This window comes from Arthrobacter sp. FW305-BF8 (assembly GCF_021789315.1).
Lineage (GTDB): Bacteria > Actinomycetota > Actinomycetes > Actinomycetales > Micrococcaceae > Arthrobacter.
This window is the reverse complement of the sequence record NZ_CP084561.1, coordinates 1467444-1489259: the sequence shown is the minus strand read 5'-3', so window position 1 is coordinate 1489259 and position 21816 is coordinate 1467444. Positions and strand designations below refer to the sequence as shown.

Here is a 21816-nt window from a genome sequence, read left to right as displayed (position 1 = left end):
CCATGATTGAAGTCAAGGATCTGGTCCGCACGTTCAAGTCCGGCGATCGCACCATCAAACCGGTCAACGGTGTCAGCTTCGAACTGGCGCAGGGCACGCTGGCGTCCATCGTGGGCAAGAGCGGCAGCGGCAAGAGCACTCTCCTGTCCCTCCTGGGTGCCTTGGACAAGCCCACCAGCGGAGACGTCGTCGTCAACGGCGTGAGCCTGGCAGGCATGCCGGACGGCAAGCTGACTGAATACCGGCGCCGCGACATCGGGTTCGTGTTCCAGCAGTTCAACCTTGTCCCCAACCTGTCCGCGCTGGACAACGTCATGCTGCCCATGGAGTTCGCCGGGGTGCGGAAGTCCGTCCGGGCAGAGCGGGCACGGGCGCTGCTGGAGCAGGTGCAGCTCGACCCGGACAAGCAGGGCCGGCGGATCAACCGGCTCTCCGGCGGCGAGCAGCAGCGGGTGGCGGTTGCCCGGGCCCTCGCCAACGAACCCAAGCTGATCCTCGCCGACGAGCCCACGGGCAACCTCGATGAGCAGACCGGCGAGCACATCATCGAACTGCTCAGCTCCCTCAGCCGCGACCACAACACCACCATCCTGGTGGTCACGCACGACCGCACGCTCGCCAACAAGACGGACCGCCGGTTCCGGCTGCAGCAGGGCAGGCTGACGGAGGAGCCCGTCCGCGGCCGCGCTGCTGAGCCGGCGGCAGTCTAGGCAGGCAGCGGCGGCGGCGTAGCTGGAGCGTCGCAGACGAACGGAATGGTGGGGGCGGGCCGAAAACCCTCCCTCACCTTTCGCACGTTTCCCCCCGATCCTTCCTCACCTTTCGCAGGTTTTGACGCGATCCTTCCTCACTTTTCGCGGGGTTTGACCCAACGCTCCCGCACTCGGGTGAGAGGATGGCGTCATGACCTCGCCGATCGCCAAGCCGTGGCTCTTCAGCCAGTCCAACCAGGATCCCCTTGCCGCCACAGGCCGCCGGCTGCGCTGGGGTGTCATTGCCACGGGTCGGATCGCTTCCCTGGTGTCGCAGGACCTGGCGCTGCTGGAGGACGCGGAACTCTACGCCGTCAGCTCCCGCACCCAGCACACCGCGGACGCTTTTGCAGCCGAATTCGGTTTTGCCGTGGGGTACGGGGACGACGGCGGACAGCACGGCTACGAGCGGCTCCTCGCCGACGACACTGTGGATGTGGTGTACGTGGCCACCCCGCACGCCCAGCACCACCGGGTGGTGCTCGCTGCGCTGCGGGCGGGCAAGCATGTGCTCTGCGAAAAGGCCTTCACCATCAACGCCCGTGAGGCGGCCGAGCTGATCGAGGTGGCCCGCGAGAAGAAGCTGTTCCTGATGGAGGCCGTGTGGAGCCGCTTCCTGCCCAGCATGCAGAGGGCCTTCGAGATCGCGCATTCCGGCGAACTCGGAACCGTCCAGTGGGTCACGGCGGACCTCGGCTTCCCGGCGCCTTACTCTCCCACCGCCCGGCTCTGGGCCGTCCAGGACGGCGGCGGCGCCCTCCTGGACCTCACCGTCTACCCGCTGCTGTGGGCCCTCGGCACCCTGGGTTTCCCGCAGACGGTCAGTGCCATGGGCACTTTGAACGACGACGGCGTGGACGCCCAGAATGCGCTCACGCTGGGTTACCACCACGGCGCCCAGGCACAGCTCACCTCGTCCCTGCTGGCCCATGGCCCCCGCGCCGCAACGGTAGCAGGCAGCCTGGGGTACCTGCAGACACTCGGCTCCATCAATAACCCCAAAAAACTGGTGGTGGGGATCGGGCAGGAGCCGCCGCGAGCGGAACACTTCGAGGTGATGGGCCGGGGCTACACGTACGAGCTTCGTGAAGTGACGCGGTGCGTCCAGCAAGGTCTCACCGAGAGCCCGGTCATGCCGCTGGAGGACTCCCTTAATACGATGCGGCTGTTCGATGGCGTGCGCGCCCAGCTAGGTGTCGCGTATCCGAACGATGCCCACTGAGGAGCCCTTGCGGCCCTTCATCAAATCGAAAGAATTATTCTCCCGGGTCTGGACTCTCACTTTGGAGCAGGCTTAGGCTGTAGTCGATCGTCGATTCACTCGATGGACCTGGGGGTGTTAAGCATGACCATTGCGGCTTTGTCGTGGTCTACGCTGCGCCCTTTGCGCCCGGTGCTTTTGGCTGGCGCGGCTGCAGCGGCCTGGCTGGCGGTATCCGCCCCGGCCGCCGACGCCGACAATTCACACCTCACTGATTCGCTTGGCGGCAGCATTTCCTCGACGGTCTCGTCCGTCGAAGGCAGTACGGACAGCGTGGCTGGAACCGTTGGCGCGCTGGTCTCCGCGACAGCGCGTGAAGCCGGCACCGCTGCTCAGCCCGCGCCGGCCGTAGTTCCCCTGCCGCTTCCGGCCGCCGACCCGGCAGCCCTCCCGGCATCCTTGCCCGCTACGGTTACGCCGGCGCCGGCCGAACAGCCTCCGGCGGTTGCTCCTCCACCTGTGACTCCCGTTCCTTCCACGCCAGCGCCACCCGCCGCCGTCGTTGCGCCGGTTGTGGCATCCATTGTGGAGCCCGTTGACGCCGCTCTCGGCGGACTGCCTCTGGGCGAGACACTTCCTGATGACACCCTGGCTGGAGTCACCGGCCCCGTAGCCTCCGTTGCTGATGGGGCGCTCACGGACGCGGCCGAAACTATCGCGAAACCGGTGGCCGAGGCAGTTAAACCAGTAGCCGAGGTCGTGAAACCAGTAACCGACGCCGTGAGCCCGGTGACTGATGCCCTCCCTGTCGAGCTGCCCGTCGAGACGGTCACTGACGTGCTCACTCAGGCGCCCCCTCTGACGGCACCTGTCACGGACGTCGTGACGGGCCTTGTAGCGGTTCCAGAGCGGCTCCCCGGAGTTGAGCTCGCCGAAATCAGGCCAATTCCCGAAAGTGCAGAGGCCCCGCTTGGCCTCGCCGCCGGGCCTTCTCTGGTGTCCGCGCTGCCTGTCCATCCGGCCGTCGGATCACCGGCTCATTTCAGCCACACGCTTGCGCCGAAGGCCGCAGACCCGGGGGCGGCTCCGAAGGTTCCTGCCGGCGGAAACTCGCCATCCGGTGAAGGCCGCACCCCCTCACCGGACGCGCTGCTTCCGGCTCCGGCCTCAGGCTCGGGAAGCGGCACGTCATCCGGCGGCCCTTCCGCTTCGGCCGCCTGGCTGAACAGCCCCTTTGAATACCTGCCGCTCATGGGCTTTGTCCCTGTCAGCGGCCCCCTTCAGCATGTTCCTTCGCCGGTGGCCATCAGCCCCGGCTCCTCTCCTGACTAGTTGGGCCCCTTCTGCCTCCCTGCGGCAGACACACGGCCAATCAGGTTGCCCTGAGCACCTGACAACAACTTTTCAGGAGACATTACAATGCACCAGACAGTTCGCAGGGGCCTATTAGGCACCCTTTTTGCCGGAGGGCTATTGGCTCTCGGCGCAACCGCGGCGAGCGCGGATACCACTGCCACAGGCGCGGTCAATATCGCGTCTGAAACCGCCTCGGCGGACCTCAATGCTTCGACGTCGCTGGGTCTGCTGGGTGGCCCAGCGCCGTCGAATTCTTCCGCGGTCAGCGTCAATGCCGACCTCGATCTCAACACCGGTACCCCGAACGGCAGCACTGCCGCCGTGGCACCGGCCGCCACCGCCCTGGTCGACGTCAATCTCGGTGGCACCGGAACGGGGACGGTTGCTCCGGTGGCTGACGCCACCGCGGTTGTAGACATTAGCCTCGGCAACACGACGGCGGATGCCGCCCCGACTGCTCCCGCAGCCACTGTGGCAGCTGCCGCAGACGTCAACCTCGGTAATACCGCAGTGACAGGAACGGACACCGCTGTTCCTGCCGCTGACGTAGTAGCCGCGGTCGACGTCAACCTCGGCAACGCGGCACCCGGAACGGGCACCGCTGTTCCTGCCGCTGACGTAGCAGCCGCGGTCGACGTCAACCTCGGCAACGCGGCACCCGGAACGGGCACCGCTGTTCCCGCCGCTGACGTAGCAGCCGCGGTCGACGTCAACCTCGGCAACGCGGCACCCGGAACGGGCACCGCTGTTCCCGCCGCCGACGCCACCGCCCTGGTCGACGTGAACCTCGGCAATGCCGCACTGTCGGGAACGGACGCCGTTGTTCCCGCCGCCGACGCCACCGCCCTGGTCGACGTGAACCTCGGCAATGCCGCACTGTCGGGAACGGACGCCGTCGTTCCCGCCGCCGACGCCACCGCCCTGGTCGACGTGAACCTCGGCAATGCCGCACTGTCGGGAACGGACGCCGTCGTTCCCGCCGCCGACGCCACCGCCCTGGTCGACGTGAACCTCGGCAACACCACCGTGTCGGGAACGGACGCCGTTGTTCCCGCCGCCGACGCCACCGCCCTGGTCGACGTCAACCTCGGCAACAACAGCGGCACCGGAACCACCCTCCCCGACCTGGCCGCCGTCGTCGACATCAACCTCGGCAACACGGATTCCTTGGGAACTGGTGCTGAGGGCGCCGTCGACCTCGGGCTGGGCTCGGGAAATGATGCATCCGTGGACCTGGGTGTCGATCTGGGCATCGGCCTTGGCGCAGGAACTGTGACCACGCCCCCTGCCACTGATCCGGATGCCGGAACCGGCAACGGAACCGATCCGGGCGATGGAACGGGAACCGATGGAACCGGAACTGGTACCGATGGAACGGGAACTGACGGAACCGCAACGGGAACCGATGGAGCCGGCACCGGCACTGACGGCACCGCAACGGGCACCGACGGAACCGGCACTGACGGCACCGGCACCACCGGCACCGGCACTACCGGCACCGACGGAAACGGATCCGTAACCGACACAGCCGGTGGAGCCGCAACGGGCGCCGGCACAGTGTCCACCACGACGGGCGCCGCTATCCTGCCCGCCGGCTCGGTGACCACAGGCGTCAACGCGTCGGAGAGCACGGCAATCATGGCCAACGGAAACATGGCCACCAAACAGCAGACGCTTGCCAACACCGGAGCCGACGCTGGGCTGCTGCCTCTCGCCCTGGTCCTGCTCGCCATCGGTGCGCTGCTGGTGATCCGCAGGAAGAAGGCCTAACAGTCCGGAACCTGTCCGAACAGGGATAGCCGACCTTCGTCGGCGGTCCGCGTCACGGGAGTCCTCGAGACTTTCAGATGCCGGGCCGCCGGCGATGCCGTGCCCCGCCCGAGCCTCTGGACGGGCCGCTCCCCCACCCTGACAGCCACGGGCCGCAAAATACTAAGTACACGTATTATCCTTAACACCGAGCCAGAGCTAATAAGGACGGCAACGTGTCAGAACAATCGCCCAGCGGGGTGGCAACGGATGTATTGGGCGGGCGCTACCTGCTGGGTGGGGTGATCGGACGCGGCGGCATGTCGTCGGTCTATGCGGCCAGGGACCAGAACCTGGGCCGGGACGTGGCCCTGAAGCTCTTCGCCCCCCAGGCCGCAGATGCCGATGAACTCAAGCGGCAGGAAGCCGAGATCCGGCTTCTGGCGACACTGAACCATCCCAGCCTTGTCACGCTCTTCGACGCCGGCGTGGATACCCGCGTCCCGGACCAGCCGAGGCCCTTTCTCACCATGGAACTCGTGGATGGGGAGGACCTGCGCAGCCGCATCCGGCACAGCCGCGTTCCGCTCGACGAACTGTCCGTGATTGGCGCCGGAGTCGCCGACGCCCTCGCCTATGTTCACGGGCTGGGCATCATCCACCGCGACATCAAACCCGCCAACATTCTCCTGGTCCAGGTTCGTCCCGGCGAGCCGGTGCGGCCGAAACTGACGGACTTTGGTATTGCCCGGATCGTAGACGGGACCCGTCTCACGGCCACCGGCACCATGGTGGGCACGGCAGCGTACCTGAGCCCTGAGCAGGCGACGGGCTCCCCCCTTTCGCCCGCGTCGGACATCTATTCGCTCGGCCTCGTGCTGCTTGAATGCATCAAGGGCACTGTTGAGTATCCGGGCAGCGCGGTGGAATCGGCAGTTGCCCGGCTGCATCGTGCCCCTGAAATCCCTGCCGAACTGCCCGCACAATGGCAGCACCTGCTGGCGGCCATGACCGCCCTCGAACCGCTGGAGCGGCCCTCCGCCGCGGACTTGGAAGTGGCTCTCCGGCACGCCCTCGTTTCACCGGAGTCCGCTCCCGGAGACCTGACCGAGGAGCACACCCGCGTTCTCCCCGAACTCCCGTCGCGGCCGCCGTCGATTCTTCCGGTCGGGGCTGCTCAAACGGAACCCACTGCCAGAACGACAGCCAAGACACAGGCCAAGTCAGCTGCTCCCGGCCGCAACAGCCGCTCGGCCGGCACGAAACCCCGGAGCCGGCGCTTTCGGATTGGCTCGGCCCTTGCGGCGGCAGCCCTGCTGGGCGGCGCAGCTGCCGTGACCGTGGCCGCCAACTCAGCTGAGATGCCCGACGTCGTTCCCTACCCCAGCGTGAGCGGCACCTTGGGTGACCATCTCGTGGAGCTGCAACGGAGCGTTGAACCATGAGCCCGAGCCGGGTACCGGCCGTGTGGCGCCGGGCGATCACCGTCCTCACCGGGTGCATGTTGGCAGCCGGGCTGGCCGGCTGCGCCGGTGCCGCCCCGGAACTCGAGACAAACGCGGCGGCAAAGTTGCAGCAGCAGGTCCTGGAGGTCACCAAGTCCGCGGCAGGTAGCAACCCCGCCGCCGCACTGAAGTCCCTGGACCGGCTGACCTCTGAGCTGGATGCTGCGGCGGCTGCCGGGCAGGTCTCCTTCAAACGCCACCGGAGCATAACGGCCGCGATCAACTCCGTCCGGGCCGACCTCATCACGGCAGTGCAGGCAGCCAAGAAGGGCGCTACGGATGCTGCTGCGAAGGCGGCTGCGGCCGCGAAGCCCACCGCAGCCCCGAAACCCTCGCTGACGACCGCACCGGCGGTCGTGCTCCCGGCTCCCGCACCAGCGGTCATGGTCCCGGCTCCTGCGAACAGCGGACGGCAGGACAACTCAGGCAAGGGCAGCTCGGGGGGGAACAAGGACAAGGGGCGGGGCAAGAACAAGGACTAGTCCCCGCCGGGGACCAGCCCTTGTTCTTACTCGATCAGGAAGCTTCTCCGCCGATCAGGAAGCTTCTTACCCCAGTCAGGAAGCAGCTGCCGGGAAACGCTCCCACACCCTGTGGGCAGCCAGCAGCTCCTGGATCTGCGGAACCACCTGCCCGGCATCATCGCCGAGCACCACGCCGGCCGCGTCATCCGGGATGCTGGCCGCATCCACCCCTGCGGAGCCGGATCCCCAGGCCCCGATGGCCTTGGCGTGGCGGAACGCCTCCGACAGCAGCAGCACGACGCGGGGATCAAGCGAGGCGCCGGGCTCGCCGGCCTTCGCGTCCAGCCCCTGTTCGGCGTCGTCCGCCGGTGCCGCCGATCCTGCCACGATGACCGCGTCGAACTCGGTGGAGCGGGCGGTGAGGTAGGTCCGCTGAACCGGGATCCCGCCGTCGGCCTCTCCCCCGAGCGTCCCGCCGGACGGTGCGATCACCAGCGGCACGATCCCCGCGGCGTCGAGCGCCTTGCGGGCGTCCCGGACAGCCTCCAGATCACTGGACTCGTCCGCCACGATTCCCACCACGCGGCCGGCCACCGGCCAGGTCTTTCCCAGCTGGGATACGGCAGGGCTGGGCTGGGCGTCAGGCACGTCCTCGGTGGCGTCAGGGGCGGGCATGCCCAGCCCGCGGGCCACGGCGGCGCACAGTGAGGCGTCGATGTTTGCCAGTGCGAGCAGCTGGCGCTCACGGACCGGCTTCTCGTAGCACTTGCCGAGCTCGAACGTGTAGGCCTGGATCACGTGGTCCTGCTCCACCGGCGTGAGGCTCCGGAAGAACAGCCGCGGCTGGCTGTAGTGGTCGTCGAAGGATGCCGGATTCTTCCGCTGCTTGATGGCCTCGGCCACCGCTTCCGGGACATCGACGAACGCCCCGAGGTCAGCCCCGGCCTTGAACGGGCAGCCGCCGTCGAGGGAGTTGGGCCGGTAGGGCGCCACTCCGGCGTGGACGGCGGTCTGGTGCATGCCGTCGCGCAGCATGTCGTTCACCGGAGCCTGCGGACGGTTGATGGGGATCTGCGCGAAGTTCGGCCCGCCCAGCCGCGAAATCTGGGTGTCGAGGTAGGAGAACAGCCGGACCTGCAGCAGCGGGTCGTTGGTGACGTCGATGCCCGGAACGAGGTGCCCCGGGTGGAAGGCCACCTGCTCCGTTTCCGCGAAGTAGTTGACCGGGTTGGCGTTGAGCGTCATCAGCCCGATCGGCTGGACGGGAGCCAGCTCCTCGGGCACAAACTTTGTTGGATCCAGCAGGTCGATCCCCTCGAACATCTGGTCCTCGGTGTCGGGGAAGGTCTGGATGCCCAGCTCCCACTCCGGGTAGGCGCCGGCCTCGATCGCATCGGCCAGGTCCCGCCGGTGGAAGTCCGGATCCATGCCGTTGATGATCTGGGCCTCCTCCCAGACCAGGGAGTGCACGCCCTGCTTGGGTTTCCAGTGGAACTTGACGAGCGTCGTGGCGCCCGCGGCGTCAACCAGGCGGAAGGTGTGGACGCCGAAGCCCTCCATGGTCCGGTAGGAACGGGGAATCCCGCGGTCGGACATGTTCCACATGGTGTGCGCCTGCGCCTCGGTGTGCAGGGACACGAAGTCCCAGAAGGTGTCATGGGCGCTCTGGGCCTGCGGGATCTCGCGGTCCGGATGCGGCTTTGCGGCGTGCACGATGTCCGGGAACTTGATTCCGTCCTGAATGAAGAACACGGGAATGTTGTTGCCCACGAGGTCGTAGGTTCCCTCGTCGGTGTAGAACTTGGTGGAGAAACCCCGAGTGTCGCGCACGGTGTCGGCGGACCCGCGCGAGCCCAGGACTGTAGAGAACCTGACGAACACCGGCGTCTCCACATCCTTGGCAAGGAAGCCTGCGCGGGTGATGTTGGCGGCGGTGCCGTACGAACGGAAGACGCCGTGGGCACCGGCGCCCCGGGCGTGCACCACGCGCTCGGGAATCCTCTCGTGGTCGAAGTGGGTGATCTTCTCCCGCAGGTGGTGGTCCTGGAGCAGGATCGGTCCCCGGGACCCCGCTTTCAGCGAATGGTCCGTGTCCGTGAGCCGGAGCCCCTGTGCGGTGGTCAGGTACTGGCCGGACTGCGCACGGGAGTGTTCCGGCGCACCCGTGGGGCTGCCGGTCGGAGACACCGCTTCCGGCCCCTGCTGGTCCGGTTTGGGCGGCAGCGGTTCCCGCGGGGTGGTGGGTTCGACGACGGCGGGTTGCTCGCCGGCCGGAGCTCCCGGGATGTTGATAACTGGTTCTTCAGGCACAGAGACGATCCTTTCCGAAGCGGTGGCCTAGCGGGGCTCGGCCTGGGCGCTGGGCACCCGACCGAAAGATAAGCCTGCTTAGCACCCTATGAAAACGAGTAGCCTCCCACAACTGCGGTCCGTCATTTTGCTCTTCTGCGCTTCATAGTCAGCAGCCTTACTTTCGCTCTTCAAATGCCGACTGCTTCCCGCTACGTTGGAGGTGTTCCATCCGAACAAGGGCAATCAGAACCACGGGCCAGCCGCCCGTACGCCGAAGGAGTGAACCACGCATGGCAACTGTCCAGGAATCGATCACCGTCGATGTCCCCGTACGCCAGGCCTATAACCAATGGACCCAGTTTGAGGATTTCCCCAACTTTATGAGCGGCGTCGACGCCGTCCGCCAGCTCGACGACACCACCGTTCATTTCGAAACCAGCATCGCCGGTGTGAAGCGCGAGTACGACGCCCAGATCACCGTCCAGGAGCCAGACCAGCGCGTCACGTGGGAGAGCCTCAACGAGCCCCGCAACGCCGGCACTGTATGGTTCGAGTCCCTGGGCGCCAACGAAACCAAGGTGAACGTCGAGCTGACGTGGGAGCCCGAATCGGCGATGGAGAAGCTCGGTGCAGCCACCGGACTCGATTCCCGGCAGGTCGCCTCGGACCTGAGGAAGTTCAAGAAGTTCATCGAGGAACGCGACACGGAAACCGGCGCCTGGCGTGAAAGCGTCAGCGGTGGCGAGGTAGAAGGTGATGCGGGTTCGACGGCGGCCGGCGCGGGAGCCGGAACCGGAACCGGAACCGGCGGCGTCGGAACAGGAGCGCCGGGTACGACGGCGGCGGGAGCCGGTGTAGGAGCCGGAGCAGCGGGAGCGACGGGAGCCGGCGTCGGAGCGGGAGCCGTCGGAGCAGACAGGGAGACAGGAACGTGGGGTGCCACAGCGGCAGGCGGCAACGGCGACCCGGGTGCCAGCACCGGCTACTCCGAGGGTGCCGGCATGGACGCGGTCCCGGGCCGCAGCTACGAATCAGGCGACGCCTACGACGCCTCGGCAACGGAGCGGCCCGTTAGCACCGACCCTGACATGGCGGTCGACGCACCGTACGGTGACGAGGAAACCGGCGAGCCGCGGAATGAAACCCGGCACACGGACACGCGCCGCGACGACATTCCCGACCGGTAGGTCACACTCCCCCGCCGGCAGCCCCGGCAACCCCGGCAACAAAGAAGCGCCCCGCCACCCAAATGAGTGGCGGGGCGCTTCCACTGTTCAGCTTGGAGACTCAGCCAAGGCCACAGACTCAGCTCAGGCTGGCAACGATCTTGTTGAGCGTCGCGGACGGCCGCATGACGGCCGCGGCCTTCTCGGCGTCCGGGCGGTAGTAACCGCCGATGTCCACCGGCTGGCCCTGTGCGCCCAGGAGTTCGGAAACGATGGCCTCCTCGTTGGAGGTCAGCGCGTCGGCAACCGATGCGAAGGAGGCTGCCAGCTCGGCGTCCTCGGTCTGCTTGGCGAGCTCCTGTGCCCAGTACTGCGCCAGGTAGTAGTGGCTGCCCCGGTTGTCGATCTCGCCGGCCTTGCGACTCGGGGACTTGTTCTCGAGCAGGAACGTGCCGGTGGCGCGGTCCAGGGTGTCGGCCAGGACCTGCGCGCGGGCGTTGTCCGTGGTGTTGGCCAGGTGTTCGAAGCTGACGGCCAGGGCCAGGAATTCACCCAGGCTGTCCCAGCGCAGGTGGTTCTCCTTCAGCAGCTGCTGGACGTGCTTCGGAGCGGAGCCGCCGGCACCGGTCTCGAAGAGCCCGCCGCCGTTGATCAGCGGAACGATGGACAGCATCTTGGCGCTGGTGCCCAACTCCAGGATCGGGAAGAGGTCCGTGAGGTAGTCGCGGAGCACGTTGCCGGTGACGGAGATGGTGTCCTCGCCCTTGCGGATGCGCTCGAGGGTGAAAGCGGTGGCCTTCACCGGGGACAGGATCTCGATCTGCAGGCCCTCGGTGTCGTGCTCCTGCAGGTATTCGCGGACCTTCTCGATGAGCTTGGCGTCGTGCGCACGGGTCTCGTCGAGCCAGAAGACAGCCGGGGTCTGGGACGCGCGGGCGCGGTTTACGGCCAGCTTCACCCAATCGCGGATGGGCAGGTCCTTGGTCTGGCAGGCACGCCAGATGTCGCCCGGGGCAACTTCGTGTTCGATCAGGACAGTGCCGGCGCCGTCGACCACCTGGATCTTGCCGGGGACCTGGGCCTCGAAGGTCTTGTCGTGGCTGCCATACTCTTCTGCTGCCTGGGCCATGAGGCCGACGTTCGGGACAGTGCCCATGGTGGTGGGGTCGAAGGCGCCGTTGGCACGGCAGTCGTCGAGGACAACCTGGTAGATGCCGGCGTAGGAGCTATCCGGGAGGACAGCCAGGGTGTCGGCTTCCTGACCGTCCGGGCCCCACATGTGGCCGGAGCTGCGGATCATGGCGGGCATGGAGGCGTCCACGATAACGTCGCTGGGGACGTGCAGGTTGGTGATGCCCTTGTCAGAGTCGACCATGGCGATCGCGGGGCCTTCTTCGAGGCCCTTCTTGATGGCGGCCTGGACACCTTCACGGACGTCCTCGGGCAGCTCGTCCAGTCCGCTGAGGATGGAAGCAAGGCCGTTGTTGGGGCTGAGCCCGGCCGCGGCGAGCTGCTTGCCGTAGGTGTCGAACAGCTCGGAGAAGTAAGCCTTGACCACGTGGCCGAAGATGATCGGGTCGGAGACCTTCATCATGGTGGCCTTCAGGTGTGCGGAGAAGAGCACGCCCTCTTCCTTGGCGCGGGCTACCTGTGCTGCCAGGAATTCGTCCAGGGCGGCGGCGCGCATCACGGTGCCGTCGATGACCTCGCCGGCAAGGACCGGGAAGGCCTTCTTCAGGACCTTGACCGTGCCGTCCTCGCGGACCAGCTGGATTTCGATGGTGCCGTCGGCGGGGACCACCACGGACTTCTCGTTGGCGCGGAAGTCGTTGGCGTCCATGTGTGCCACGTTGGTCTTGGACTCCGGGGTCCAGGCACCCATGGAGTGCGGGTTCTGGCGGGCGTAGTTCTTGACCGACAGCGGTGCGCGGCGGTCCGAGTTGCCTTCACGCAGGACCGGGTTCACGGCGGAGCCCTTGATCTTGTCGTAGCGGGACCGGATGGCGGTCTCTTCGTCGGACGTCGGGTTGTCCGGGTAATCCGGCAGCTTGTAGCCCTGGGACTGAAGCTCGGCAATGGCGGCCTTCAGCTGCGGCACGGAAGCGCTGATGTTGGGCAGCTTGATGATGTTGGCTTCCGGCTTCTTCGCCAGTTCACCAAGTTCAGCCAGGGCGTCGCCGATCTGCTGCTCTGCAGTGAGGTAATCGCCGAAGACGGCGATGATGCGGCCGGCCAGCGAAATGTCGCGGGTCTCCACCTGCACACCTGCCGTGGACGCGAACGCCTCAATGATCGGCAGGAACGAATAGGTTGCCAGCATTGGCGCTTCGTCGGTGTGGGTATAGATAATTTTGGCCATGCTCGGGCGTCTCCCTGAAGGTCGGCTTGTATCTGGTATTCCGGTCTATTTCACCAACCTTTAACTTACCCGAGGTGAACCGGTTGAACCTCAACCGGAGGGCCGGATGCCCTTGAATTACCCCCGTTCCTGTGTCTTTCGCCACACTATCCATTGTCCCCGGCGCGGTGGGGCTCTAATCTTTCTCTCATAAAGGAATACCGCTTCGGCGGCTGAACTGAGTTGGAACCCCTTGCGGCAGGGGCAGATCAGTACCACCCCTACCTGGCAAGAAAACTTGAATCGTACTAACCGAGCTTGTCATCCCCGGGTAGGTCAATCAGTCACCCGGCGTGCCTCCCGGGCCCGCCCCACCTGATAGGTAGGACCGCAAATGACGAGCAAAAAGACTCTGGCTGGCAGCCTCGTGAGCCTCTCCACGGGCTTGCTGCTGGTAGTGAGCGCCATCGGCGGCGCTGCAGCCTCTTCTGCAACGTCGCAGGATGCAACCCAGCTGCAGGTTGCCAGCACCCCCGTGTCCAGCCCGCAGGGCTACTGGACGCCCGAGCGCATGCGCGCCGCCCTTCCCGGCGATGTGCTGGCCGTCAAGGCCGTGGCAAGGCACGAAAATAAAGGCTCCTCGCCTTCGGCTGCCGTTGCAACGGGAGCGCCCAGGAGAATCGCCGGTACGGCCGCGCAGACCACGGTAACCACAGCCCTGCACGAAGACGAAGAACCGGTGCCCCACATCGGCAAGGTCTTCTTCACCCTCGCCGGCATCAACTACGTCTGCTCCGGCAACTCAGTCGCCGCCCAGAACAAGAGCCTCGTGGCCACCGCCGGCCACTGCGTTAATGAGGGACCGGGCGCCTTCGCCACCAACTGGGTGTTTGTTCCCGGCTACGACAATGGCTTGGCCCCGTATGGTCAATGGCCCGCCCGGTCGTTGCACGCGCCACGGAACTGGACCTCCGGCGGCGATATCCGGTACGACACCGGCTTCGCCGTGGTGGCCCGGGTGTCGGGCGAGAGCCTCGCCGACAGCGTGGGTGCTTCCGGTGTGGAGTTCAACCAGCCCCGGGGGCTGACATACAAGTCCTACGGCTACCCGGCCGCGGCCCCGTTCACCGGCAAGACCCTGATCAGCTGCACAGGCACGGCCAAGGATGACACGATCAACCCCCAGTTCAACTCCCAGGGCATTCCCTGCGACATGACGGGCGGCTCCTCGGGGGGCCCCTGGTTTGCCCAGGGCAACGAAGACGCTGAAAGTGGGGCCGACGGCTTCCAGAACTCGATCAACAGCTACGGGTATGGAACGCGTTCCACCACGATGTTCGGGCCGTTCTGGGGCTCGACCATCATGAAGGTCTATGACAATGCACAGAGCAAATGAGGACGACGCGGGCAGCACTGACGACGCTGAGGTAAGCCACAGCATCAGCCAGGCGCCCGAGGAGATCCTGGCCTACTGGACACCGGAACGCATGGCCGAAGCCGTCCCCAGGGACATCCGGCTGCCGGCTCAGGAGGAAACGGAAGAAAGCTAAAGCAAGTTAATACCCGACGGCGGCCGTCCCCTTAAGGGGGCAGCCGCCGTCGGGCTTTAAGCCCACTCCGCCCGGGTTCCCTGGCCGAGCGCAGCGAGGTTAGTGGAAGAAGTGGCGGGCGCCGGTGAAGTACATGGTGATGCCCGCAGCGTTGGCCGCGGCGATGACTTCCTCGTCACGGACCGAGCCGCCGGGCTGCACCACAGCCCGCACGCCGGCGTCGATCAGGATCTGCAGGCCGTCGGCGAACGGGAAGAACGCGTCGGAGGCAGCCACCGCGCCGCGGGCACGGGCGGGAGCCCCACTCGCATCGGCGTTGGAGGCGCCGCCGGCACCGTCCACGTTGGACTCAACCTGCACGCCCAGCGTGTTGGCCCGCTCGACGGCGAGCTTGCAGGAGTCCAGGCGGTTGACCTGGCCCATGCCGATGCCCACTGCGGCGCCGTTGGAGGCGAGCAGGATCGCGTTGGACTTGGCGGCGCGGCAGGCGGTCCAGGCGAAGGCGAGGTCGGCCAGCGTGGCGTCGTCGGCTGCTTCCCCGGCGGCAAGCGTCCAGTTGGCGGGGTTGTCGCCGTCGGCGTCCACCTTATCGGTGATCTGCACCAGGACGCCGCCGGAGACCTGGCGGATTTCCGCCGGGTAGCGGCCGTAGCCCTCGGGGAGGGACAGCAGGCGGATGTTCTTTTTCTTGGAGAGGATCTCCACGGCCTCGGGCTCGAAGCCGGGGGCGATGACCACCTCGGTGAAGATGCCGGCCACGGTCTGGGCCATGCCGGCAGTGACCGTGCGGTTGGCCGCGATGACACCGCCGAACGCGGAGACGGGGTCGCAGGCGTGGGCCTTGGCATGGGCATCGGCGATCGGGTCGACGGCGCCGGCGGATGCCACGGCCACACCGCAGGGGTTGGCGTGCTTGATGATGGCCACGGCGGGCTCGGCGAAGTCGTAGGCGGCGCGCAGTGCTGCATCGGCGTCCACGAAGTTGTTGTAGCTCATGGCCTTGCCGTGGATCTGGTCAGCCTGGGCGATGCCCGCGGGGGCTGCCTTGTCCACGTAGAGCGCGGCCTGCTGGTGGGGGTTCTCGCCGTAGCGCAGCACCTCGGAGCGTTCCAGGGCGAGGCCGGCGTAGGCGGGCCAGTCGATGACGCCGTCGCCGTCCTCGTCCAGGAACTGGCTGGCGGTCCAGGTGGCCACAGCGGTGTCGTACGTGGCGGTGTGCGCGAACGCCTTCGCGGCGAGCCGGCGGCGGGTCTTGAGGTCGAAGCCGCCCTCGGCGGCGGCGCGGACCACGTCGCCGTAGAACGTCGGGTCCACCACGATGGTGACGGCGGCGTGGTTCTTTGCTGCGGAGCGCACCATGGCGGGGCCTCCGATGTCGATCTGCTCCACGACGTCGTCCTGCGCGGCGCCGGACCTGACCGTCTCCACGAACGGGTAGAGGTTCACCACGACGAGGTCGAAGGCCTCGATCTCCATCGTGGCGAGGGTCTCCATGTGGGCGGGGACGCGACGGTCGGCGAGGATGCCGCCGTGGACGCGCGGGTGCAGGGTCTTGACCCGGCCGTCGAGCATCTCGGGGGACCCGGTGACTTCCTCGACTTCCTGAACCGGGATGCCGGCCGCGGCGATCTTCTTGGCGGTCGAGCCAGTGGAAACAATTTTGACGCCTGCTGCGTGCAGGCCCTTGGCGAGCTCCTCCAGACCGGTCTTGTCGTATACCGAGATCAGGGCCCGGCGGATGGGAACACGGTCAAGCTGCGTCAAGCTCACAAAAGTCTCCGTCTTTATCTCGCGGTGGATGTGCCGCGGTTGGTGGGGATACGGCCCAGTTTATCGTGTCGGCGGACCCCCTCCTGCTGGCGGACGCAGTGTGAAGGCCGGGCCGCTCCCCGCGTGGGTGTCCGGTCCTTCCGGGCGTTCCCGGTCCGCCGCCTCGGGGCGTTCCGCAACGTAAGGTTTAAGCAGGAGGCCGAGATGAATATTTACACCGCTGTGCCCAGTGGCGAGCAGGTAGTCCAGGAACTGCCGTGGCGCTGGAAAGTGCAGGGCCGGATCTTTGTGATCGGCGGCCTGGGGTTCATGTTCGATGCCTGGGACGTCACCCTGAACGGCATTCTCATCCCGCTGCTGTCCACCCATTGGAGTCTCACCCCGGGCGAGGCCGGCTGGATCGGCACGGCCAACCTGATCGGGATGGCCCTGGGTGCCTTCATCTGGGGCACCATCGCCGACACCATCGGGCGCAGGAAGGCCTTCACGGCCACGCTGCTGATCTTCTCGCTCTTCACGGTCCTCGGCGCCTTCTCCCCTGACTTCCTCTGGTTCTGCGTGTTCCGCTTCATGGCCGGGTTCGGCCTGGGCGGCTGCATTCCCGTGGACTACGCGCTGGTGGGCGAGTTCACGCCCCGCAGGCAGCGCGGCCGGGTGCTCACCGCGATGGACGGCTGGTGGCCCGTGGGTGCCGCGCTCTGCGGCTTCGTGTCCGCCTGGCTCGTCGCCGCTTTTGCCGACTGGCGCCTGACCATGCTCGTCATGGTGCTGCCTGCCCTGCTGGTGTTCTGGGTGCGGCGCAGCGTTCCCGAGTCGCCGCTGTTCCTGATCCGCAAGGGACGCCGCGAGGAAGCCGCCCGGGTGATTGACGGCCTGGTCGAGGCCACCGGCGCCGAGGCCCGGGCGTACAGCCTGCCCGAGCCGCAGGCCGTCCCGCGGTTTTCCGCCGGCAGCGCGTGGCAGCAACTGCGCGGGGTCTGGCAGTTCAACTGGAAGATCACCACCGCCGCCTGGGCGCTGTTCATGAGCATCCTGCTGGTCTACTACCTGTCCCTGACCTGGATGCCGCGGATCCTGATCGGCGCCGGGTTCGCCGAGTACAAGGCGTTCCTGACGACGGCGGGGATGGCCGCCGTCGGGCTCCTGGGCGTGATTGCGGCAGCGCTGCTCGTGGAACGGGTGGGCCGCAAGTGGCTGCTGGCTGTTACCGGACCGCTGTCCGCGCTGGTCCTGGTGGTGGTGGCGTTCGTGGTGGATGTGCCCACGGCTGCCGTGTTCTGGCTGCTGGTGTTCGGGTTCGTGGTGCAGGTGGCCATCCCGGTGCTTTATGCCTACGTGTCCGAGCTGTACCCCACGGAGCTGCGCGGCAGCGGCTTCGGCTGGGCGTCCACGTTCTCGCGGCTGGGCGCAGGCTTCGGCCCGCTCATTTTTGCGAACTACTTCTGGCCGCAGCTGGGTCTGGCCACATCGTTTGCCCTCGCCGGCGGCCTAGTGGTCCTGTCGGTGCTGTGGATGGCGTTCTTCTCCCCCGAAACCAGGCAGCGCCGCCTCGAGTAGGTGCCTCCCCTTCCGCCCAACTGAGTAGCAGCAGAGGGCGCTCCCAGCCTTGGGAACGCCCTCTGCTGCTACTTAGATGGTGCGCGCGGCGGCGTGCTTTGCCGCAAGGGACGCGAGGGTAGAGACCAAGAGCCGGCGCTCCACCACCTTGATCCGCTCGTGCAGGGTGTCCTCGGTGTCGTAGTCCTCGATGGCCACCGCCTCCTGCGCGATGATGGGCCCGGTGTCCACGCCGGCGTCGGCCCAGTGCACGGTACAGCCGGTGACCTTCACGCCGTAGGCCATGGCGTCGCGGACACCGTGGGCGCCGGGGAAGGACGGCAGCAGGGCGGGGTGCGTGTTGAGGTATTTTCCGTCGAAGGCGTCGATGAACTCGGGGCTCACGATCCGCATGAAGCCTGACGACACCACCACGTCCGGCTGGTACGCGGCCACGGCTTCCGTCAGTGCAGCATTCCACTCCGAGCGGTCCGTGTAGGCCTTGAAATCCACTACGAACGTTTCGATCCCGGCAGCAACAGAGCGCTCCACGCCGTAGGTTCCCGCGCGGTCCGCGCCCACCGCGGCGATCTCAATATCCAGGTCTCCGGCCTGAACGGCGTCGATGACGGCCTGGAGGTTGGAACCGGTTCCGGAGACGAGGACTACTATGCGCATTGCTCAAGCTTAGGCGGCTGCTCGCGTAGGCTGGAAAACATGAACCCCACTCCGGGCCCCCAGGGGCCGCAGCGGACCGCGCGTCCGCTCAGCGAGGACGCCAAGGCCTCGCTCCAGAAGACGCACACGCTGTTCCGCATGTTCATTGTGGCCGTGCTGGGCGCCTTCTTCGTGTTTCAGTTGGACATCGCCTACCTCTGGCTCACGGCCCTTCTGACGGCGGCGGGCATCGCGCTGGGGATCATCGTGCTCATCCGGGCCATCCGCCTCAGGGAATCCAAACTGGTGCTGTTCGGCACGATCTCCGGCCTGGTGGTTTCGGCTGTGCTGGTGCTCCTGGTCCTGACCTCGGCACTGTTCTTCAACCAGGTCCGCGACTTCCAGCAGTGCTCCCGTCAGGCGCTGACCAGCAAGGCAAGCACCGAGTGCCGGGTCCAGCTGGAGAACTCATTGCCCGGACCGCTTCAGCAGCCCGTCCGCTAACTCCGCGAGCCACCGGTCCGCCCGGCGGGCTATTTGCTGTTGGGTGCAGTCCCCTGCTCGGCGTCCCGCAGTTGCCGGCGTTCCAGCCACGGTCCCGCCGCGTACCCAATTACGACGCCGATGCCGACTTCCGCCGCCAGCCAGACTGCCGTCTGCAGTGGGTCCGGACCGATGTCCGTGAGGCGGCCGATGCCGGCCGAGCCGCGCGCAAGCCAGGCAAGGGCCGCTGCCAGAACGCCGGCAGCAGCCCCGACGATGAGGGCCAGGAACAGCGTGGACGCCGCGGCGGTCAGCCAGCGGACGTGCAGCTTGATGGACAGCCACTCGTCGAAGTGATTTTCCCCTTCGCGAAGGAACCACCAGCCGGCCAGGACCCCGGCGAGCACCGGAACCACCAGCGCCACCGGTCCGAAGTCGAGTGGGCCCGAAGGGATGGCAGCAAAAACGGGGATGGTGGGCAGCGGTCCGACGGCGGTCCCCAGCGGACCCACCTGCGAGCCGGCTCCCAGCGCGAAACCAGAGCCGCTCAGCCACGCGAGTGCGAACACTGCCAGGTTCGGCAGGAAACCGAGCTGCGCAATCGTGAGGGCCGCGCCTCCGACGGGCCCGGCGTCGAGCCCTTCATAAACCGCCACCACAAGGTTCCAGTGGATGAAAAGATCCACGGCCAGCAGCGACGAGGAAATGGCGAGCGCGGCGATAACAGCCACGAAGCCGGCCTTGGCGGCCGAAGCCAGATACGAACCCGCCCACCGCGAATGCTGGCTGGTGCGGGCGATCCAGTCCACGGCGTCGACGCCGATCAGGCGGCTCCACGAACCGGCCTCCCGCCGGGCGCCGATGACCATGCCGAGGCCGAACGGAACCAGCGGCAGCAGCCCGGCCCACCACAGGAAGACCTCAACGTCCTCGGTCCGGCAGATGAACCCGGTGGCGATGCCAAAACCCGCATAGACCAGCCACGAGCCAAGCAGCGCCTGCCACAGCTGGTCCGTGTACGACGCCCGGGCAAGGCGCCTGCCTGCCCGCCAGGCCAGCAGGAACGGGATGAGGGTCAGGCCCAGCGGAAGCAGCGACAGTGTGCCGGTCTCGGCCCTGGCGGCAGCGCCCTCGCCCACCGCGGTGAGGTAGAGGGGCACCCCGTGGATGACCAGCCAAGCCTGGCCGGCGAGCCGCGCCAACGCATCGAGGCCGCTGCTTCCGAAACCCGAGGTGGCCCACACCGCAACGATGGGTGCGATGACCAGCAGTGCGGAAATCATCGCCGCCTGCGCGGACTCGAGCCCGCCCTGCAGCCACAGGGGCATGGGAAGGCCACGGTCTCCGGTCTGGTCAGCACGCAGTTTCATCGCCTCCATCGTGCCATGCGTGGCCCGGCCCGCCGGTTTTCGACAGGCGGGGCAGCGCGAGAAGTCGGACGGGGCTGCGCTGGCGCCAGTACGGGCAAGCTCAACTGTGAGCGCTTTTTCAGAAGGCCGGACGTAAAATTAGCTTGTCCGCATTCAGTGGTTGGAGGCAGAAATGACTACCGCATCCCCACATGCACACGGCGTTCACTTTGGCAGGACTGACGTCCAGAACGCTGGCATGGGTGTAGGTATTGTCTTGATGGTGGTCGGTGTGCTGGGGTTCATCCCGGGCATCACCGCACGTTATGGCGAACTGATGTTCCTTGGGCCTGATTCGCACGCCATGTTCCTCGGCTTGTTCCAGGTATCCATGCTGCTCAACATCGTGCAGCTGGTTATCGGCGCAACCGGCTGGGCCATGTCCCGGAGCGAAATGGGCGCGCGCAGGTTCCTCATGGGCGCCGGTGCGCTGTACATCGTCCTCAGCATTTACGGGCTCAGTGTCGGAGTAGACTCGGCGGCCAACTTCCTGTCGCTGAATACGCCGGACAACTGGACGCACATGGTGCTTGGCGTGCTGATGATTGCCTGCGGCTGGATGTTTTCACGGCATTCGGTCGAGGACAGGAGATAGCCCGGACCGCGAACGCCGGGAACTAGGAGCCGCGAATGAGTAGATATCTAATCTGAGTATTCGTACTACCGGTTGGTGCAGGCGGCCACGCAGAGTCGTGGGCGGCTGCACCAACTTTGTGTCCGGCAGGACGCATGCCTCACAACCGAGGGTCATGCCGGTTTGGGGCGTCAGGCATCCTGGAGTCAAGCAAGGGACAGCACGAAGGAGAGCACAAACCCGGCCGCTGTGCTGAGTGCCACCGCTGGGCCGCCGTGTTCGAAGGCTTCCGGCATCAGGGTGTCCGCGAGGGAAGCAATAACGGCGCCGGCTGCAAAGGCCAAGGGCAGCGAGATGGTTTCCGGGTCCGCCCCGGACAGCGGGCCTGCACCAAGGACTACGGCTGCCACGAGCAGCACGGCGCAGATGGTCCACAGTGCCATGATCGCCCCACCGGTACGGCCTTGGCTGCGCATGGACGCGGCGCCCACTAGCGCCTCCGGCAAATTGGACACGAAGATCGCGGCCAGGAGCGCCAACCCCCCTGTCCCCTCCCCCAGCGAGACGCCCAGGGCGATATTCTCCGGCACACCATCCAGGGTCACGGCGGCCAGCAGGGCCATGCCCGCTGCACCTCGGGTGAATGTGGAGGCGGGGGCCTTCTCTTCGGCGGCCGCATCGGTGTCCAACTTCGCGCTGCCGCGGAATTCACCCGCAGGCACTGATTTGGACCCCGGCTGCGCCCACCGGTCAAGCAGAGCGCTCAGGGCGGTGAAAACCACTGCGCCAACCAGCAGGCCGAGCCCTGCCCGCACAATGCCGCCTCGCTGGTAAGCGTCCTCAAACAGCTCGAAGGTCAGGGCCGTGATGAGTGCGCCGGCGGCGAACGAGAGCAAAATCGCCAGCAGCCGTTTCGGCAGCTCAAAGCGGACACCAATAAGGGCACCCATAACAAGGGCACTTGAAGCCACCACGCCGAACAGCAGGGAGGTTCCCACACCGTCAGTATAGGAT

The 21816-nt window shown here is 66.7% G+C and carries 18 protein-coding genes; 12 read left to right on the top strand and 6 right to left on the bottom strand.

What is annotated here, in order from left to right; genetic code table 11:
* Positions 1 to 2 precede the first annotated feature (2 nt).
* The 6 genes from LFT45_RS06640 (at position 3) to LFT45_RS06615 (ending at position 7045) form a co-directional block, all read left to right on the top strand.
* The gene (locus LFT45_RS06640; protein ID WP_236807614.1) at positions 3 to 710 is read left to right on the top strand and encodes an ABC transporter ATP-binding protein; all 708 of its coding nucleotides are present in this window, start codon (positions 3 to 5) and stop codon (positions 708 to 710) included.
* A gap of 193 nt (positions 711 to 903) precedes the next feature.
* Positions 904 to 1974 carry a Gfo/Idh/MocA family protein gene (locus LFT45_RS06635; protein ID WP_236807613.1) on the top strand — a complete coding sequence of 357 codons (1071 nt, stop codon included), beginning with the start codon at positions 904 to 906 and terminating at the stop codon, positions 1972 to 1974.
* A 123-nt stretch (positions 1975 to 2097) separates the two neighbouring features.
* Positions 2098 to 3285, top strand: a complete 1188-nt coding sequence (locus LFT45_RS06630) for a hypothetical protein (RefSeq protein ID WP_236807612.1) — start codon at positions 2098 to 2100, stop codon at positions 3283 to 3285.
* 141 nt (positions 3286 to 3426) lie between these two features.
* Complete coding sequence (locus LFT45_RS06625; RefSeq protein WP_236807611.1) at positions 3427 to 5079, top strand: beta strand repeat-containing protein; 1653 nt, start codon at positions 3427 to 3429, stop codon at positions 5077 to 5079.
* 215 nt (positions 5080 to 5294) lie between these two features.
* The gene (locus LFT45_RS06620; protein ID WP_236807610.1) at positions 5295 to 6503 is read left to right on the top strand and encodes a serine/threonine-protein kinase; all 1209 of its coding nucleotides are present in this window, start codon (positions 5295 to 5297) and stop codon (positions 6501 to 6503) included.
* Positions 6500 to 7045, top strand: a complete 546-nt coding sequence (locus LFT45_RS06615) for a mucin-associated surface protein (RefSeq protein WP_236807609.1) — start codon at positions 6500 to 6502, stop codon at positions 7043 to 7045. Before LFT45_RS06620 ends, LFT45_RS06615 begins: the two co-directional genes overlap by 4 nt.
* Positions 7046 to 7120: 75 nt before the next feature.
* Here LFT45_RS06615 and LFT45_RS06610 read toward each other — a convergent pair whose 3' ends face one another.
* On the bottom strand, positions 7121 to 9337 hold the full coding sequence (locus LFT45_RS06610; RefSeq protein ID WP_236807608.1) for a catalase: 2217 nt from the start codon (positions 9335 to 9337) through the stop codon (positions 7121 to 7123).
* Between the two features lie 272 nt (positions 9338 to 9609).
* Here LFT45_RS06610 and LFT45_RS06605 point away from each other — a divergent pair, with 272 nt between their 5' ends.
* A complete protein-coding gene (locus LFT45_RS06605; RefSeq protein ID WP_236807607.1) occupies positions 9610 to 10506 on the top strand; it encodes an SRPBCC family protein in 897 nt (298 codons plus the stop codon).
* Between the two features lie 118 nt (positions 10507 to 10624).
* On the opposite strand, the gene LFT45_RS06600 is transcribed toward LFT45_RS06605, so the two are convergent.
* Positions 10625 to 12844, bottom strand: coding sequence for an NADP-dependent isocitrate dehydrogenase (locus LFT45_RS06600; RefSeq protein WP_236807606.1), 2220 nt, complete (start codon positions 12842 to 12844; stop codon positions 10625 to 10627).
* 373 nt (positions 12845 to 13217) lie between these two features.
* Here LFT45_RS06600 and LFT45_RS06595 point away from each other — a divergent pair, with 373 nt between their 5' ends.
* Entirely contained in the window at positions 13218 to 14219 is a 1002-nt protein-coding gene (locus LFT45_RS06595) for a trypsin-like serine peptidase (protein ID WP_236807605.1), read from the top strand.
* The gene (locus LFT45_RS06590; protein ID WP_236807604.1) at positions 14203 to 14373 is read left to right on the top strand and encodes a hypothetical protein; all 171 of its coding nucleotides are present in this window, start codon (positions 14203 to 14205) and stop codon (positions 14371 to 14373) included. The genes LFT45_RS06595 and LFT45_RS06590 overlap by 17 nt, the downstream gene beginning before the upstream one ends.
* 99 nt (positions 14374 to 14472) lie before the next feature.
* Here the strand turns inward: LFT45_RS06590 and purH are convergent, their stop codons facing one another.
* Positions 14473 to 16143 carry a bifunctional phosphoribosylaminoimidazolecarboxamide formyltransferase/IMP cyclohydrolase gene (gene purH / locus LFT45_RS06585; protein ID WP_236807603.1) on the bottom strand — a complete coding sequence of 557 codons (1671 nt, stop codon included), beginning with the start codon at positions 16141 to 16143 and terminating at the stop codon, positions 14473 to 14475.
* Positions 16144 to 16347: 204 nt separating this feature from the next.
* Between purH and LFT45_RS06580 the strand changes: the two genes are divergently transcribed.
* Positions 16348 to 17700, top strand: a complete 1353-nt coding sequence (locus tag LFT45_RS06580) for an MFS transporter (RefSeq protein ID WP_236807602.1) — start codon at positions 16348 to 16350, stop codon at positions 17698 to 17700.
* 72 nt (positions 17701 to 17772) lie between these two features.
* Here LFT45_RS06580 and purN read toward each other — a convergent pair whose 3' ends face one another.
* Complete coding sequence (gene purN, locus LFT45_RS06575) at positions 17773 to 18357, bottom strand: phosphoribosylglycinamide formyltransferase (protein ID WP_236807601.1); 585 nt, start codon at positions 18355 to 18357, stop codon at positions 17773 to 17775.
* 39 nt (positions 18358 to 18396) lie between these two features.
* Between purN and LFT45_RS06570 the strand changes: the two genes are divergently transcribed.
* Entirely contained in the window at positions 18397 to 18840 is a 444-nt protein-coding gene (locus tag LFT45_RS06570) for a hypothetical protein (RefSeq protein ID WP_236807600.1), read from the top strand.
* Between the two features lie 29 nt (positions 18841 to 18869).
* Here LFT45_RS06570 and LFT45_RS06565 read toward each other — a convergent pair whose 3' ends face one another.
* The gene (locus LFT45_RS06565) at positions 18870 to 20189 is read right to left on the bottom strand and encodes a cell division protein PerM (protein ID WP_236807599.1); all 1320 of its coding nucleotides are present in this window, start codon (positions 20187 to 20189) and stop codon (positions 18870 to 18872) included.
* 172 nt (positions 20190 to 20361) lie between these two features.
* Between LFT45_RS06565 and LFT45_RS06560 the strand changes: the two genes are divergently transcribed.
* Complete coding sequence (locus LFT45_RS06560; RefSeq protein ID WP_440155806.1) at positions 20362 to 20823, top strand: DUF4383 domain-containing protein; 462 nt, start codon at positions 20362 to 20364, stop codon at positions 20821 to 20823.
* A gap of 185 nt (positions 20824 to 21008) precedes the next feature.
* Here LFT45_RS06560 and LFT45_RS06555 read toward each other — a convergent pair whose 3' ends face one another.
* The gene (locus LFT45_RS06555; protein WP_236807597.1) at positions 21009 to 21800 is read right to left on the bottom strand and encodes a ZIP family metal transporter; all 792 of its coding nucleotides are present in this window, start codon (positions 21798 to 21800) and stop codon (positions 21009 to 21011) included.
* Between the last annotated feature and the right edge of the window lie 16 nt (positions 21801 to 21816).

Coding starts and splice junctions, on each gene's coding strand:
- LFT45_RS06590 (WP_236807604.1), top strand. CDS start 14,203: ATGCACAGAGCAAATGAGGACGACGCGGGCAGCACTGACGACGCTGAG.
- LFT45_RS06600 (WP_236807606.1), bottom strand. CDS start 12,844: ATGGCCAAAATTATCTATACCCACACCGACGAAGCGCCAATGCTGGCA.
- LFT45_RS06605 (WP_236807607.1), top strand. CDS start 9,610: ATGGCAACTGTCCAGGAATCGATCACCGTCGATGTCCCCGTACGCCAG.
- LFT45_RS06640 (WP_236807614.1), top strand. CDS start 3: ATGATTGAAGTCAAGGATCTGGTCCGCACGTTCAAGTCCGGCGATCGC.
- LFT45_RS06615 (WP_236807609.1), top strand. CDS start 6,500: ATGAGCCCGAGCCGGGTACCGGCCGTGTGGCGCCGGGCGATCACCGTC.
- purN (WP_236807601.1), bottom strand. CDS start 18,357: ATGCGCATAGTAGTCCTCGTCTCCGGAACCGGTTCCAACCTCCAGGCC.
- LFT45_RS06560 (WP_440155806.1), top strand. CDS start 20,362: ATGACTACCGCATCCCCACATGCACACGGCGTTCACTTTGGCAGGACT.
- LFT45_RS06565 (WP_236807599.1), bottom strand. CDS start 20,189: ATGAAACTGCGTGCTGACCAGACCGGAGACCGTGGCCTTCCCATGCCC.
- LFT45_RS06595 (WP_236807605.1), top strand. CDS start 13,218: ATGACGAGCAAAAAGACTCTGGCTGGCAGCCTCGTGAGCCTCTCCACG.
- LFT45_RS06630 (WP_236807612.1), top strand. CDS start 2,098: ATGACCATTGCGGCTTTGTCGTGGTCTACGCTGCGCCCTTTGCGCCCG.
- LFT45_RS06570 (WP_236807600.1), top strand. CDS start 18,397: ATGAACCCCACTCCGGGCCCCCAGGGGCCGCAGCGGACCGCGCGTCCG.
- LFT45_RS06580 (WP_236807602.1), top strand. CDS start 16,348: ATGAATATTTACACCGCTGTGCCCAGTGGCGAGCAGGTAGTCCAGGAA.
- LFT45_RS06635 (WP_236807613.1), top strand. CDS start 904: ATGACCTCGCCGATCGCCAAGCCGTGGCTCTTCAGCCAGTCCAACCAG.